The organism is Paenibacillus wenxiniae (assembly GCF_039822605.1).
GTDB classification, from domain to species: domain Bacteria; phylum Bacillota; class Bacilli; order Paenibacillales; family Paenibacillaceae; genus Saccharibacillus; species Saccharibacillus wenxiniae.
The window spans coordinates 104,448-119,043 of record NZ_JBCGUH010000004.1 but is presented as its reverse complement, the minus strand read 5'-3'; the positions used below and the strand labels follow the sequence as shown (position 1 = coordinate 119,043).

The window sequence follows — 14,596 nt, the reverse complement described above, 5'->3', positions numbered from 1 at the left end:
TACCCTTGTGATTTTCCATAGCTGATGGTGTGCTGGTACTGTTTTTCTACTGGCTCACCGCGCTGCGCAGATTCACCGACTTCCGTTTTCAGCTTTATGACTACGGCGACTACCACATCCGATCGTTCATCGCCTATTTATTACTAATCGTCGCCGTTCTCCACAATGCCGAGCCTTCTGGACTGAATTTCACACTGACCCGCGAATTAAGCAGATAGGAGCGCCCATCCTGATAGATCGGGAAAATGGCAGCATCGTCGAGCAATACTTTTTCCGCTTTAATATACGCATCCAGTCGTTTCTCCGGCGAAGCGATCCACTGCTGGGAGGCGCCGTTTACCAGTTTGTCGTATTGTGGATTCACCCAGTGACCGAAGTTATAACCGGAACGCTTGGTGAACAGATCAAAGTAGGTGGATGGATCATCATAGTCAGCGCCCCAGCGGGTGATAATGATCTGGAAGTCGCCTTTACCTGCGAGGGCGACGCGGTTTTTCTTCGGCTGGGCTTTCAGATTGATCGTGATGCCGGGCAATGTATTTTGAATTTCGGATTGATAAAATTGCGCAATTTGCTTCGTCGTATCGTCATCATCATATAATAGCTCAAATGTAAATTTATTCTGCTTCAGCTCGGTTTTCGCTTTGTTGAAATATTCAACTGCTTTCGCTTTGTCCGGTTCCAGATAGGTCGTTTGGGCAGCATCACGGAATGTTTTGCCTGCTACGCCAGAAGCAAGCGTATCCACGATCAGGAAATTCGCCGGGATGGAGCCGTCTTTTAAAATATTATCGACAATCGAATTTTTATCGTACGCCAGTGCCAGCGCAAGTCGCAGATTCACATTGTTCAGTTGTTTGACTTTCAGATTCGGTTGAAAATAATACAGCATTCGGGCGAGATGCGTATGATAATCTTTGGAATCTTTATAAGCTGCGCCTTCCTCCCCATTGATCTCCACATAATCCAGCTGCTGTGATTGATAAGCCAGAATGCCGGATTGTGAATCTTTGACGGTTTTGTAGGTGAGTGTGTTCAACTTGATATTACTCTGATCCCAGTATTGTGTATTTTTGGACAGTACAACGGAATCGCCGCCAACAGTCCAGTCGGAAACAACGAACGGTCCGTTAGCCAGTACATGATCTTTAGACAGTCCGTATTGATCGCCCTGGGCGGTCGCGAATTTCTCATTAATCGGCGCAAAATATGTACCTGCAATCAAGGAATCAAAATACGGCACGACCCGATCCAGCTGCACGACTAACGTCCTGTCATCGGTCGCTTTAACGCCCAGTGTATCCAGTGCAGCACCGTTATACAGGACATTCTCAGCATTTTTCACACCAGCTACGAGCAGCATATACGAATATTCTGCTTTCGTGTCCGGGTTCGCCAGTCGTTTCCAGGCATATTCGAAGTCATGTGCTGTGACCGGTGTACCGTCCGACCACTTCTCGTCACGAATCGTAAAAGTGTACGTTTTTTTGTCGTCGCTAATCTTCACATCGCTTGCCGCTGCCAGTTCTACGCCTGTCTCACTTTGGCGATATAATCCTTCCACCAGCTTGTTGATCACATTTAAATCTTCCGCCGATGTGGCGAGATTGGAATCCAATGTCGATACATCCGCCGTATTGGCTACGATCAGATCCTGACTGCCGGTAGACGAAGCGGCATTCGAGCTTTCAGAGCCTTTGCCGCAGGCGCTCAGCACCCCCGCTACTAGCGCTAGCGTTAACAGTACTACCATCGTTTTTTTGCTCATCATTTCGTCTCCTTTTCTGATTCGGTATAGTGGATCAAACTTGTTGATGCGTAGATGTATCCATAACACGTGCCTGCATCTGCCGCAGCCGCTGTGCCAAAATCGGATGGACATCCAGCTTTGGTGCTTCTTCATGCAGTAGCCATGAACGAACGGTATGGGTATCGCTAATCCGGTATTCCGGCGGCTCCTGCTCAAAATCGATATTCAGCGCATATTCATTCCGCGGCGCAAAGGCATCGCCTGAAATCGGCTGCACCAGATCGGGCGGAATGCCCGGAATCGAATACAAATGATTCGAGTCGATCCCAGCATCCGGGACGCAGGACAACAGTGCACAGGTATACGGATGAACCGGATGGTAAAAAATATCGTCGGCAGTTCCCTTTTCTACCAGCTGTCCGGCATACATAATCGCCACCTCATCTGCCACCCGTGCGACTACACCAAAGTCATGCGTAATGTAAATGACAGACAGATTTTTCTCACGCTGAATGCGGGCGATCAGTTCCAATATACGCGCCTGAATCGTCACATCCAGCGCTGTCGTCGGCTCGTCACAGATTAAAATCTGCGGATTGCAAGCAAGCGCGATCGCAATCACGATCCGCTGACGCATGCCGCCGGACAACTGATGCGGATACTGCTTGTATGTATGCGCCGCCTGTCGAATGCCGACCTCTTCCAGCAACTGAAGCGCCAGCTCACGACTCGCCTTGCGATTTAACCGCTGATGTTTGCGAATCGCTTCTACAATCTGACGCCCGATACTCATCGTCGGATTGAGCGTACTCATCGGGTCCTGAAAGATCATTGCAATCTTCTGGCCGCAAATGTCGGAAATCAATTTTTTCCTGCTTAATGTAAGCAGATCAATCGGCTGATCGTCAGCAGCATCGGTATTATGAAAGTAAATATGTCCGCTATCGATCTGCTGCTGCGATCCGCCTAGCCCCATAATCGTCCGTGCTGTCGCTGATTTGCCACTACCAGATTCTCCAACAATCGCCAGTGTACTTCCTCGCTTTAATTCAAAATCAACGCCACGTACCGCCCGCAGCAAACCACGCGCCGTGCGAAAGCTGACCGCCAGATTGGATACGGACAGGATCGGCTGTGAATCGGACGATCCGGTTAGCGCATCGGACAATCCAGATTGTGCAACAGCGGATAATCGATTGATAACGGATGTTTGATCATGGTGTATCACTGGTTCGCTCACATTGGCTCCTCCTTTCGGATCGTCGGATGATAGCTGTGCTATATCGGGTTCATCATATCCACTCGCTTGAATCTCGATTTGTGCTTACTTTTAGCTTTACCTTTGTGTTAGGTCACCGCTGATTCGCAATTTCCAGAGCATGGTCGATACACTGCTTTAGCCTTACCTTTGTGTTACGTTCACCTCCTGTTGCCATTGCGCCAGCTGCTCCGGCGTAGCCAGTACCCTATGATCTTCGCCCAGACGATGCTCTACGGCATCACCATAATCCGCTGCACTCGCCTGATAGTGAAAGCTGTGCCGATTTTTTTCTATCCGTGGATCAGGCACTGGAATCGCTGACAGCAGCGAGCGAGTATACGGATGCACCGCCCGCTGGAAAATATCGTCTACCGTGCCCGTCTCTACCAGATAACCATGATGCAGTACACCAATTCGGTCGGAAATATGTTTTACTATCGCCAGATCATGAGCGATAAACAAATACGCCATACGCAGCTCTTGCTGTAGTTGCTTGAGCAGATTGACGATCTGTGCTTGAATCGATACATCGAGCGCACTGATCGCTTCATCGGCAATGAGCAGCTTCGGATTCATAATGAGCGACCGCGCAATTCCAATCCGCTGCCGTTGTCCGCCGGAGAACTGATGCGGATACCGATCCGCATAGCTGCGTGCCAGTCCGACACGATCCATCACCTCATATACGCGCTGCCGCCGTTCCGACGCCGAACGATATGTACGATGAATATCCAGACCCTGACCGATGATGTCGATCACCCTTTTTTTCGGATTTAAACTGGCCATCGGGTCCTGGAAAATCATCTGCATCCGGCTGGCAATATATCGCCTGTGTTCCCGGGTTAATGGGCCACTAATCTCTCTACCATCCAGCATGATCTTGCCCTCATCCGGGTCATAAATACGGATCAAGCATCGTCCAATCGTCGATTTGCCGCTACCGGATTCACCGACCAGTCCATATGTTTCGCCCTGCCGAATTTGTAAATCGATCCCATTGATAGCCTGCACGATCTGCCCACCGGAACGAAATGATTGTTTTAATCCACTCACCGACAGTAAAGGTGTAGGCTCGGTTGCCGTCTCTAGCGGTTGGATCATGTCGGTAGGTTGCACGGTTACGGTCATACTATCCGCCTCCTTTGCTTCATATTTTCAACTTGGAATCCAGCGCATCACGCAAACTGTCAGCCAACAGATTGAAGCTGATCATTAACAATGCGAATACGGCGACAGGGATCGCGACCATATACGGATGAATCATCATCGACTTAAATCCAGTGCTGATCAATGTACCGAGTGAAGCGGTCGGCTCCGGAATGCCCAGTCCGATAAACGACAGAAACGATTCAATAAAGATCGCTTCAGGAATCGACATCATCGCCATAATAATGATCGTGCCGTACATATTCGGCAAAATTTCACGCAGCAAAATCATAACGTCGGAAGCGCCCAGCGTGCGGGCTGCCAGTACATAATCTTGCTGCTTCAACCGCAATACCTGTGCCCGTACAATCCGGCTCATACCGATCCAATTTGTAATCATAAGTGCGATAATGATCGTAATCAGCCCTGGCTTAAGAATAATCATAAACAGCGTAATCACGACCAGACTCGGTATACCCGCAATCACCTCGATGATCCGCTGCATCACCAGATCGACCTTGCCGCCAAAATAGCCTGAAATCATGCCATATGTAATCCCGATCACAATATCGATACAGACTGCCACCATCGCCACAAACAGTGAAATGCGTGTACCCGTACATACGCGTGTCCACAGATCACGACCGAGCGTATCGGTGCCAAAGTAGTGATACTGCTGTTGTAGCCCTCGCTCAATATACGGATTCTCCCCCCGCGTCTGTCCGTTCCAGAAACCAAGTTGTTCCACCACCGGCAGTCGGGGTGGCAAGTTTTGCATGTTCATATCGACTGCATTGGGTGCATAGCCACTAATCAACGGGCCGATCAGCGCTAACAGCATGATGATGGTTAACAGGATGACACCGATCAGACCGCTTTTGCTTTGCAGTAGACGGCGGATACTTTCATAGCGTGGCTTGTGATAATCCTCGTTCACATATTCAGCAGCAGGCTGCCGCTGCGCTAGCTCAAACGGAGCAGCAAGCGCAGTATTCACTGCATAGGAATCGTGATTATAAGCAGCATTCTTATCGGTATGGACTACATGTCGTACAGTATTCGACCGCTGTTGTACCTCCTTCGTCTTTCGTAATATAGCTGTCGTTTGTGTCGTTTCTATTGCATCTTTCGCTCCGCTGGTCTGACGATGAGCAGCAATTTGCTGTGCATCGGGAGCGGCAACCTGCTCGGTAGGAGGAGCTGATGTGAACGCTTTGTCTTTGCTGTCGTTTTGACCGGTAGGCGTTCCATATACTTGAATGTGTTTATTCATGTCTTCCCTCCTCCAGCTAGCCGAATACGTGGATCGATCAAACCGTACAGCACATCGACCAGCAGCATCATGCCGATAAACAGAATGCTATAAATAAAAGCAATCGAGATCGCAACATTGTAATCGTTCACCTGAATAGCCGTAATAAACAGATTACCGATACCTGGAATGGCGAAAATATTTTCAATGACCATACTGCCCATCATCATGCCCACAACCATCGGTGCAATTACTGTCAGCAACGGAATCAGCGTGTTACGCAACGCATGGAAAACGATAATGACAAAGCTGTTCATCCCTTTTGAATATGCCAGCTGAATGTAGTCTGATTGCAACGCTTCAATCATCTCATTACGTGTAAACCGTGCCACTTTGGCAATCGGTAACATCGCCAGGGCAATACTCGGCAAAATGGTGGATGAATCTGCCATCCGCTGCGAGAATAACACCGGAAACCAGCCTAATTTGAAAGCGAAAAAATACATCAGTCCCAGCGCGAACACATACGATGGAATGCTCGCCCCCAGCATCGATACGAGCGAGGAAATCGTATCCCAGATTGTCGAGTGACGTAGCGCTGAGATGATGCCGAGCAGAAGACCGATCACGATCCCAAGCGTAATTGCCTGCAAACCGATCTGGAAGGAGATTAGTAACCGATCCTGAATTAAGCTAGTAATAGGCATATTTTTCTGAATTACATACGACACGCCAAAGTCACCTTGTAGTACATGGGTTACATAGTTGGCGAATTTGATGGGAACTGGCTTATCCAATCCGTAAGCGGTGTTAAGCTGGGCCAGTTGCTGAGCAGTTAACTTATCATCATTGAATGGCGTGCCTGGCATCCATTCCATCATCGCGAACAAAATAAACAAAATGACCAGCAGTGTACAGCATGCAATCAACAACCGTTTAGCTACATAATTGATCATACACAGTCCCTTTCTCTAAAGCTTATAATTCCTATCGGGTTTATTAAATTAATAGATGTATATTAGGTTATCGAAATTACCAATCGGCGTCTAATAGATAATGTTGATAAGAGAATGAAAATATAGATATATGCGTGTAAAAAGCTTCTTAAACGGACAATTGCTGTTACAGCACATAACAAAAACAACCACCCGCGTCATTATAGCGTCGCGATCTTCTACCATTGCTGTTACAGTACAAAACAAAAACAACTAACCGTCGTCATCACAGCGTTACCATCTCCTACCATTGCTGTGACAGTCCATAACAAAAACCCTACTCGGAATTTTCCGGTAGGGTAATAAAAAAGTATTTACATGTCGTTGGATAGCCTAGTAATGACAGTGCAACCGACACTTTTCATTGAACATCGCCTTTGCAGTTTACGAACAAGATCACTTCTCCGCTTCTTTCGTGCTCGCAGTTAAGTGCGACTTACATGCCTATACATTACGCATACGTTTTAGTTCTCTTCAATCACTACTTCTTCAATTTCTTGCAAAATTTCTGCTGGCGTTTGTGCAAAAACATCAAGATTTTTAACATCCCGTATATTAACGGTCACAATATTAGCAGGCGTAACTGCTTTGGCATGAGCAGCTAAATAAGCATCCGTAAAATCAATTCCTTTTTGGCTAAAGTTTTTTAAAGCTGCTTCAATAACTTTTTTCTCTTCACACTCTATCCCTTTTAAATTAATAAAGGAAATTAATGTATTCTTTATTTCTTCTTTCTTTACGCTGAACTGTTTACCCATTAACACAAATACACATTCACTAATGATCAATGGCGAAATTTTCAGTGTAAACATGCCTTCTCCTGCTTTTTGAACCAGTGCGCGAGCGGAAGGAGAGAAATCCTTATTTGTTCTCAACACATAAATAATCACGTTTGTATCAATCCAAATTTCAATCTTCTTTTTTGACAAACTATTCTCCTCCAAAATGATTCTTCGCTAAAATCTGCTCACTACGTTCTTCTCGAGCACTGTCTAGGTTCAATACAAATCCATCCTGGTCCTGAGATTGATCGAATATACCAAACAATTGTTCCGCCGATAATAATTGAACCGGTTCGACAGTAATTACACCATCTGGATGTAATGAAAAACGAAGTTGGTCTCCTTCTTTTAAACCTAATTCCTTCATAATTTTAGCTGGAAATGTAGTTTGCCCCGAACGACCAATTGTTGTTTTCGTTTCTATAGATTTAATTTTAGTGTTTGTCTGCATTGTTTTATTCCTTTCACACTTATTACTTTATATACATTTCAGTACATGGAGTAGTTTATGCTATACTCAAATATTATTACATGAAATAAAAATTTTCAAGTATTTTAATATATTCAAGTAAAAAACAAAAAAATTGTATATTATCGATATTTTCAATATTTCAGCACTACCTTGTATGCCTTTTTTACTTCGGTTTGATATAATCTACTCTTTGAACACGATTTGAATACATGCACTAATGAGCAACCTTTTCCCGGCGATAACGATTCGGAGCTACGCCCATTACTTTTTTGAAGGCGGTGCTAAAATAGTGCTGCGACTCATAACCAACCCGTTCCGCCACTTCCAAAATCGTACAATCCTCATCAGCGAGCAAATGTGCCGCCTGCTGAATACGCATATGCACAAGCAGGTGAATAAACGACTGTCCCAGCTCGCGTTTCATCGTGCGGCTCAAATATGTTGGCGATACTTGCAAATGATCAGCTAACGATTCCAGCGTCAATTGCGGATCGGCATAATGCGCCTGAATATACGAGCGTGCTCGCCGCACAAGCGGCGACAGCGACAGCTGTCCGTCCAGCATCCGCTTCGCTGTGCTATATACCGTGCTGATCGTTTCCAGCCCCATTGCTTGTTCTTGCCTATGCTCATATGAAGTCTCTGCCGTTGATCGCTCCAATGCGCTATTTATTTCCGTCACAGCTGCTTCTGACTCGCCTATCAATGCAGATTGATCCGGCTGACTTTCCACTTCTATTTCTACTTCTACTTCTACTTCTACTTCTACTTCTACTTCTACTTCTACTTCCACTTCTGCTTCCACTTCTGCTACAAGAAGCCCGTTTTCCTTTACCACTGCTTCCTGTTCCCCATATTGTACAGGCATAGGCTGCTCGACCGGCTGCACATGCGCCTGAATATGCAAACTAATACAATCACGCACCGCAGCAACAATGCGTTCAGCCAGATCATGCTCAGGCTGACGCCACAGGCAGAGTACAATCAAGCCCGATCGATCCCGACAGACAGCAAGCGGAATATCCTGCAACAGCTCGGCAGCGATATTGCCAATCGCAAACTGCAACAGCTGGCGATCGCTATCCTGTAATGGTGGTCGTCCGTCTGCAATGCCAGACCAGCGCAGCAGCAATAGTGCGGCTGGAAGCTGCAAAGGAAATCCAAGAAATTGCAGCTGATGCGCAATCTCCTGCTGTGACAATCGCCCATGCAGCCAATCCAGACAAAATTGCTCGCGCAGTAACGGAATATTACGCTGAATCTGATCGGTCGCCTGCTTCAAATACCGCTCCTGCTGCCAGTCTCCGGTCAGCTCGGTTGCAATCTGAGACAGCACCTTACGCAGATGCGCCGGATCGACAGGCTTCAAAATATAATCTTTGACACCTAATCGAATCGCTTCCTGTGCATAGCTGAATTCATCATGTCCGGTAATGATCACAAATCGGCATTCTGGCTGTGCTTCACGAATGCGTTTGATCAGCGTAATCCCATCCATAAACGGCATATTCATATCTACCAGTAAAATATGCACCGGCTGCTGTAGCGCAAGCTCCAGCGCTTCTTCTCCATCTTCTGCCTCTGCTACAACGACCATGCCGAGCGCATCCCAATCGACCGATGAGCGAATGCCTTCGCGAATAATAAACTCATCATCTGCAATCATAACTTTCAATGCTTCATTCATGATGTTCCTCCTCCTGACGGATTAGCGCTGCTGGGAACTGGCGCAGTAGCGGTTGCGTGACGATAACCGCTGTTCCTCCTTCTGGCAAACGCCGCAGTGTCAGTCCATAACGCGTGCCATAAGCAAGATGGATACGCGCCTGAATATTCAGCAATCCATAGCTGCCTGCTGGCTCCGGCCCACGACTTTCCAGTGTACCAAGCGGCTCCTGTAACTGTGCTTCTAGTTCTGCTAACCGTTCGTCCGTAATCCCTGCGCCATCATCGGTAACGGTGTATATGAGCAGATCGTCCTGCTGATGAGCAGAAATTGTAATCATACCCGGTCCACGGCGTGCACGGATACCGTGATAGATCGCATTTTCCACCAGTGGCTGTAACAGCAGCTTGATCACATATACCTCACGCAACGATTCATCGATATCCAGCGTATAATGAAGCTTGCTCGCATAACGAGTCTGCTGAATTTGTAAATAACTACGAATATGTTCTTCTTCCTCAGCAAGCCGGATCATATCGCTCCCTCCACTAAGTCCGATGCGGAACAGACGCGACAGCGAACCGACCAGCTCGGATATATCATCAGCCCCCTTTTTACGAGCCATCCATTGAATGGTATCCAGCGTATTGTACAGAAAATGCGGTCGTATATGGGCTTGTAAACTGCGCAACTCAGCAGCACGCTTTTGCCGCTCCTGCCTTACATTTAGCTTCATCAGATTGCGAATTTCATTGATCATCCGGTTAAAGCTACGACCGAGCATACCGACCTCATCTCGCCGATCATTCATATAACGAGCGCTCATATCGCCAGCTTCTGCCTTTTGCATGAGCGCAGACAGACGATGGATCGGACGCGAAATCGATTGGGATAGCCCATACGATGCGGTTAACCCGACAAAACAGACGATAAATAGAAAGATCACGACATAAAAGCGAATCGCCCTTGATTCCGCTACCGACTCGCTCAAGCGAAACACACCGACTGTTTTCCAGCCTGTATAATCAGAAGTCGTGTATACGAATTGCACCTGCTGACCTTCCAGCTCACCGGTAAATACAGACTGCTTCGCTCCAGTCAGTGAAGCGGCAAGACGTGCAGGTACAGCCTGTTCCAGCGGTCCTTTCGGCGCATAGATTGGTTGTCCAACCGCATCGGTCACCATCAAATAACCGGTCTTTCCAAGCCGTACATCTTTAGCTGCCTCCGCAATGACACGCAGCTTCAGATCGATCAGCACGACGCCAGTCACTTTACCGGTACGCGGATCATTGAGCGCACGTGCAACCGAGATCACTTCGCTGTCCAAATAATTCGTATGACTGGTCACATTCCGTCCAGTCGGGTGCCCAACAATTGTGAATAAGCCCTGTTTGGCTGCCGCATCCTTATACCATTGCTCCTCAGTCAGACTGCGATTGGCGTTACGGGCATACATTTCATTGCTAATATAGTCACCATTACGATTGACGACGAGCATCCCTGCTATTTCTGGATACACGGTCGTAAACCCTTGCAAAAACTGCCGAATCCGGTACACCGATGTACCGGACAATCCTTCGGTTACCTTTCCATCTTCCGGCTCAGCATCGCTCAAGTTACGTGGATTCGTCGTAGACGATGAAGACATAAACTGCTCTACTGTTGGATCAAAGCCGATCAGATAGGTGATACTTTGCATATGCTCCATATACGTATCCAGCGTCTGATTTACTTTACCGATCAGCTGAAACGTATTGTCGGTCACCTGTTTTTCGATAATGCGATCAGATGTCCAATTCACCATCACTCCAAGCAAAATCGATGGCAAAATGCCTACGAGCAAAAACAGAGCGATCAGCTGATCACGTAACGGTAGATGATGCGGATGATACTGGCGCCAATCCTGACGTAGCCAGCGGCGCATTCGTTCGATAATGCCTAGCTTATTTGGCATAATAATCGCTCACATTATCTTTTGTCACAACCGAGACCCCTGTATCGACTCTGACCGGCACCGGTGAGACGATGCCACTCAGTGAGGGTGCAGGTACGGTTAATCCATGATGCAGATGAAATAAATATTGCAGTGACCAGTAGCCCATATTCCATGTGCCCTGCGCAATAGTTGCATCGATCGTACCATTCTGAATCATATCGAGTGTTTCTTTATTCGTATCAAAGCTAATAATGACTGGCTTGGTGGAAGCAGATGATGTGACAGGCTGAGTTACAGACGAATGAGCCGCCTGATTCACCGATCCAGTTGACTGATTCGTACCCGCTTGCTCATTCGTTGCGCTGACATTGGCGTTGGAGTCGGCGGCAGCATTACTGCCTACGCCTGATGCAGTAGACTGTGCTTGACCTTGCATCCATTGTTCAACCGCCGATCCGACACCGTAGGCACCGGTTGCTTCGGTAATGAAAATACCTTTGAGCTTAGGATACGCTTTGAGCAGTTCACTCGTCTGCTGCTGTGCCAGTACCGCATCCCCTTCATCATTTTTCACGGCAACGATCTTCATCTCGGGATAACTTTGCCGAATACGCTGCTCAAAACCAGCGGTACGATCTTTATGATTTTGCTGATTAGCCAGTGTGATAATCGCAATCTGCCCGCTCTTACCGATGCGTGTCGCCATCTGCTCAGCAGCGATACTGCCCGCATTTTGATTATCGGTAGCGAGGAATGAATAGGAACGACTGCCAGGTGCTTCCGCATCGAACATCACCACCGGAATGCCTTGATCAACCGCTTTGTTGACCGCCTGCACGAGCAGTGGCGAATCAATCGCTGAGATCGCGATACCAGCTGGTTTTTTCGCAATCGCCTGTTCCAAAATCATTGCCTGCTCGCGTGCATCATAACGTGTAGAGCCTTGATACTCCACCGATACATCCAGCGCCTCGGCAGCATCTTCAAATCCCTTTAATCCACTTTTCCAATATTCAATACCGGACTGAAACGTGATCATCATATATTTCTCGTTCATATCTCCCTTCATTCCCTGCTCACTCCAGGCAGAAGATGATTCCTGTACTTGATATTGTACGATATAAATGATCAAGGCTACGACCAGCGTAATATAGATCCATAGCATCTTGCGCATACAAGCCCTTCCCTTCAGCTCCTGATGATAACATCCTGCATGTGGAACAACATTTAATATAACGCAAATCCAGTTTTAAGAAAACGCTTTATATGTATTTGAGAGCAATAATATCCGTATGCGAAAAAACAGCCGTTCTTGCCCGACAATAAGGGAATAGAACGACTGCTTAAATTGTGGATTCGTTATGGAGTTGTTATGGAGTTATTATTGATTCGTTATGAAGTTGTTATGGATTCATTGTTGTTCAGTTATTGTTTCATGGTTACCCATTTGTTTTATATCGTCATCTTATAGAGTACATGCATCATACGAAGGCACCATGCAGTTACATGATTTAGCTAGGTTATTTAGCTAAATTATGTATCTGAGTGGTTTAGCTAAACAATGCGACTAATCCACTTATAAAGAGCTACTGCTCCAATCGAGACGCCGACTCGGATGCTCGGGCAAACGTGCGGCAATGAGCTGCTGTACTAGCGGATGCTGTGACTTCATCAATGCCTGTGGTGAATTAGCCGTGTACACGATCTGTCCGGCATCCATAACTATAATCCGATCACTGATCGTGAGCGCAGCCTGTACATGATGCGTAATAAATAAATACGACATGCCATAATCCGCACGTAATTGAGCAAGCAGGGACAGAATCTGCGTCTGGTTCACCATATCCAGACTGCTGATCGCTTCATCGAGCACGATCAGCTTGGGACGCAGTGCAATGGCACGGGCGATATTGATCCGTTGCAGCTGTCCGCCGCTAAATGCTGCCGGACGCTTGTCCACATCGCTTGCTTGCAAGCCTACCTGCTCCAGCAGTTCAGCGACACGTCGTTTCTGCTCCAGCGGACTCAGACGCTCATAATTACGCAGCGGCTCGCCGATAATCTGCCCGGCGGTCATGAGCGGATTTACCGCCGAATAACAATCCTGAAAAACCGCCTGCACCTCGCGCCGGATACTGTGCAATGATCGTCGATCACTCGTATAACAATCATGTCCGGCAAAACAAACCCGTCCTGCGGTCGGTCGCTGTAAGCCAAGAATGATTTTGCCAAGTGTGCTTTTGCCTGTACCGCTCACACCGAGCAAGCCCAGGCACACGCCCGGCTCCAGCGTAAAGGAAATGTCATGCAACACCGGCACAGCCGCTTTGCGCCATAGCCGTCCACCACCGGCATAGTGATGACTCACATGCGATACGTCAAGCATTGCTTTCCCCTCCCTGCTCCTGCTCCTGCTCCTGCTCCTGCTCCTGCTCCTGCTCCTGCTCCTGCTCCTGCTCCTGCTCCTGCTCCTGCTCCTGCTCCTGCTCCTGCTCCTGCTCCAAATGATGATATGCGGTCATCCGTGAATCCAGCAATAGCCGTGTGTATTCATGCTGCGGATGATCGAATAGCTGCTCTACACTGGCCTTCTCCACTATCCGACCGTGACGCATGACAGCAACATCATCCGCCATCTGTGCAATTACGCCAAGATCATGCGATACGAGCAAAATCGCTGTCCCACATTCTCGGCGCAATCGATCCAGCGCACGCAGCACCTGTAGCTGACTGACAAGATCAAGCGCTGTTGTCGGCTCATCGGCAATGAGCAACTTCGGCTGTAGACACATCGATAACGCGATCATAATCCGTTGTAACATACCGCCACTAAGCTGAAATGGATACTGCTTCAGCAAACGCGGCGGATAGGGCAAACCCATATTGTCCAGTGCATCTGCTGCGATCACGAGCGCCTGTCGCCGTGACAGCGTCTTATCATGTGTGCGTAATGTCTGCACAAATTGTGATCCGATCGTATGCAGCGGTGTGAACGCATTCATCGGATTTTGTAAAATCGTACCGATCTGCGCTCCACGCAACCGCCGCATATGTCGATCCGAATACGCTGTCAGCTCCTGCCCTTGCAAACGCACCTCGCCCGATCTAGCCATCTGTGCCCGATCCAGCAGTCCAAGAATCGCTTGGCATGTGAGCGACTTGCCGCTACCGCTTTCCCCTACAATGCCAAGCACACGTCCAGCTTCCAGCCGTAGATTAATACGATCTAACAATTCCAACCTACCCGATGGTGTATGGCACGCTACAGAAAGATCTACCGTTTCCAGCACAGGTGGATTCTGCGCGGCTATTGCTTCTGTCATGTGTAACTCC

12 protein-coding genes are annotated in these 14,596 nt (G+C 47.7%); all 12 read right to left on the bottom strand.

What is annotated here, in order from left to right; all coding sequences use genetic code 11:
• Nucleotides 1–133: 133 nt before the first annotated feature.
• Entirely contained in the window at nucleotides 134–1,768 is a 1,635-nt protein-coding gene (locus tag AAHF22_RS09370; protein ID WP_347324740.1) for a peptide ABC transporter substrate-binding protein, read from the bottom strand.
• 34 nt (nucleotides 1,769–1,802) lie between these two features.
• Nucleotides 1,803–2,918, bottom strand: a complete 1,116-nt coding sequence (locus tag AAHF22_RS09365; protein WP_347324991.1) for an ABC transporter ATP-binding protein — start codon at nucleotides 2,916–2,918, stop codon at nucleotides 1,803–1,805.
• A gap of 234 nt (nucleotides 2,919–3,152) precedes the next feature.
• Nucleotides 3,153–4,112 carry an ATP-binding cassette domain-containing protein gene (locus tag AAHF22_RS09360; RefSeq protein WP_442956383.1) on the bottom strand — a complete coding sequence of 320 codons (960 nt, stop codon included), beginning with the start codon at nucleotides 4,110–4,112 and terminating at the stop codon, nucleotides 3,153–3,155.
• Nucleotides 4,113–4,158: 46 nt separating this feature from the next.
• Nucleotides 4,159–5,430 carry an ABC transporter permease gene (locus AAHF22_RS09355; protein ID WP_347324738.1) on the bottom strand — a complete coding sequence of 424 codons (1,272 nt, stop codon included), beginning with the start codon at nucleotides 5,428–5,430 and terminating at the stop codon, nucleotides 4,159–4,161.
• Nucleotides 5,427–6,365: an ABC transporter permease gene (locus AAHF22_RS09350; protein ID WP_347324737.1), complete on the bottom strand. Its 939-nt coding sequence runs from the start codon at nucleotides 6,363–6,365 to the stop codon at nucleotides 5,427–5,429. The genes AAHF22_RS09355 and AAHF22_RS09350 overlap by 4 nt, the downstream gene beginning before the upstream one ends.
• Before the next feature lie 503 nt (nucleotides 6,366–6,868).
• The gene (locus tag AAHF22_RS09345) at nucleotides 6,869–7,333 is read right to left on the bottom strand and encodes a type II toxin-antitoxin system VapC family toxin (RefSeq protein ID WP_347324736.1); all 465 of its coding nucleotides are present in this window, start codon (nucleotides 7,331–7,333) and stop codon (nucleotides 6,869–6,871) included.
• Between the two features lies 1 nt (nucleotide 7,334).
• Entirely contained in the window at nucleotides 7,335–7,637 is a 303-nt protein-coding gene (locus AAHF22_RS09340) for an AbrB/MazE/SpoVT family DNA-binding domain-containing protein (RefSeq protein WP_347324735.1), read from the bottom strand.
• Between the two features lie 235 nt (nucleotides 7,638–7,872).
• Nucleotides 7,873–9,345: a response regulator transcription factor gene (locus AAHF22_RS09335; protein WP_371834039.1), complete on the bottom strand. Its 1,473-nt coding sequence runs from the start codon at nucleotides 9,343–9,345 to the stop codon at nucleotides 7,873–7,875.
• The gene (locus AAHF22_RS09330; RefSeq protein WP_347324734.1) at nucleotides 9,338–11,281 is read right to left on the bottom strand and encodes a cache domain-containing sensor histidine kinase; all 1,944 of its coding nucleotides are present in this window, start codon (nucleotides 11,279–11,281) and stop codon (nucleotides 9,338–9,340) included. The genes AAHF22_RS09335 and AAHF22_RS09330 overlap by 8 nt, the downstream gene beginning before the upstream one ends.
• Complete coding sequence (locus AAHF22_RS09325) at nucleotides 11,271–12,437, bottom strand: substrate-binding domain-containing protein (protein WP_347324733.1); 1,167 nt, start codon at nucleotides 12,435–12,437, stop codon at nucleotides 11,271–11,273. The genes AAHF22_RS09330 and AAHF22_RS09325 overlap by 11 nt, the downstream gene beginning before the upstream one ends.
• Nucleotides 12,438–12,839: 402 nt before the next feature.
• Nucleotides 12,840–13,649: a nickel import ATP-binding protein NikE gene (gene nikE / locus AAHF22_RS09320; RefSeq protein ID WP_347324732.1), complete on the bottom strand. Its 810-nt coding sequence runs from the start codon at nucleotides 13,647–13,649 to the stop codon at nucleotides 12,840–12,842.
• Nucleotides 13,642–14,586, bottom strand: a complete 945-nt coding sequence (locus AAHF22_RS09315) for an ABC transporter ATP-binding protein (RefSeq protein WP_347324731.1) — start codon at nucleotides 14,584–14,586, stop codon at nucleotides 13,642–13,644. The genes nikE and AAHF22_RS09315 overlap by 8 nt, the downstream gene beginning before the upstream one ends.
• Nucleotides 14,587–14,596 lie beyond the last annotated feature (10 nt).

Excerpts from the sequence above, each read along its gene's own strand:
- AAHF22_RS09370 (WP_347324740.1), bottom strand. The coding sequence starts at position 1,768 with ATGAGCAAAAAAACGATGGTAGTACTGTTAACGCTAGCGCTAGTAGCG.
- AAHF22_RS09360 (WP_442956383.1), bottom strand. The coding sequence starts at position 4,112 with ATGATCCAACCGCTAGAGACGGCAACCGAGCCTACACCTTTACTGTCG.
- AAHF22_RS09355 (WP_347324738.1), bottom strand. The coding sequence starts at position 5,430 with ATGAATAAACACATTCAAGTATATGGAACGCCTACCGGTCAAAACGAC.
- AAHF22_RS09350 (WP_347324737.1), bottom strand. The coding sequence starts at position 6,365 with ATGATCAATTATGTAGCTAAACGGTTGTTGATTGCATGCTGTACACTG.
- AAHF22_RS09340 (WP_347324735.1), bottom strand. The coding sequence starts at position 7,637 with ATGCAGACAAACACTAAAATTAAATCTATAGAAACGAAAACAACAATT.
- AAHF22_RS09335 (WP_371834039.1), bottom strand. The coding sequence starts at position 9,345 with ATGAATGAAGCATTGAAAGTTATGATTGCAGATGATGAGTTTATTATT.
- AAHF22_RS09330 (WP_347324734.1), bottom strand. The coding sequence starts at position 11,281 with ATGCCAAATAAGCTAGGCATTATCGAACGAATGCGCCGCTGGCTACGT.
- AAHF22_RS09325 (WP_347324733.1), bottom strand. The coding sequence starts at position 12,437 with ATGCGCAAGATGCTATGGATCTATATTACGCTGGTCGTAGCCTTGATC.
- nikE (WP_347324732.1), bottom strand. The coding sequence starts at position 13,649 with ATGCTTGACGTATCGCATGTGAGTCATCACTATGCCGGTGGTGGACGG.
- AAHF22_RS09315 (WP_347324731.1), bottom strand. The coding sequence starts at position 14,586 with ATGACAGAAGCAATAGCCGCGCAGAATCCACCTGTGCTGGAAACGGTA.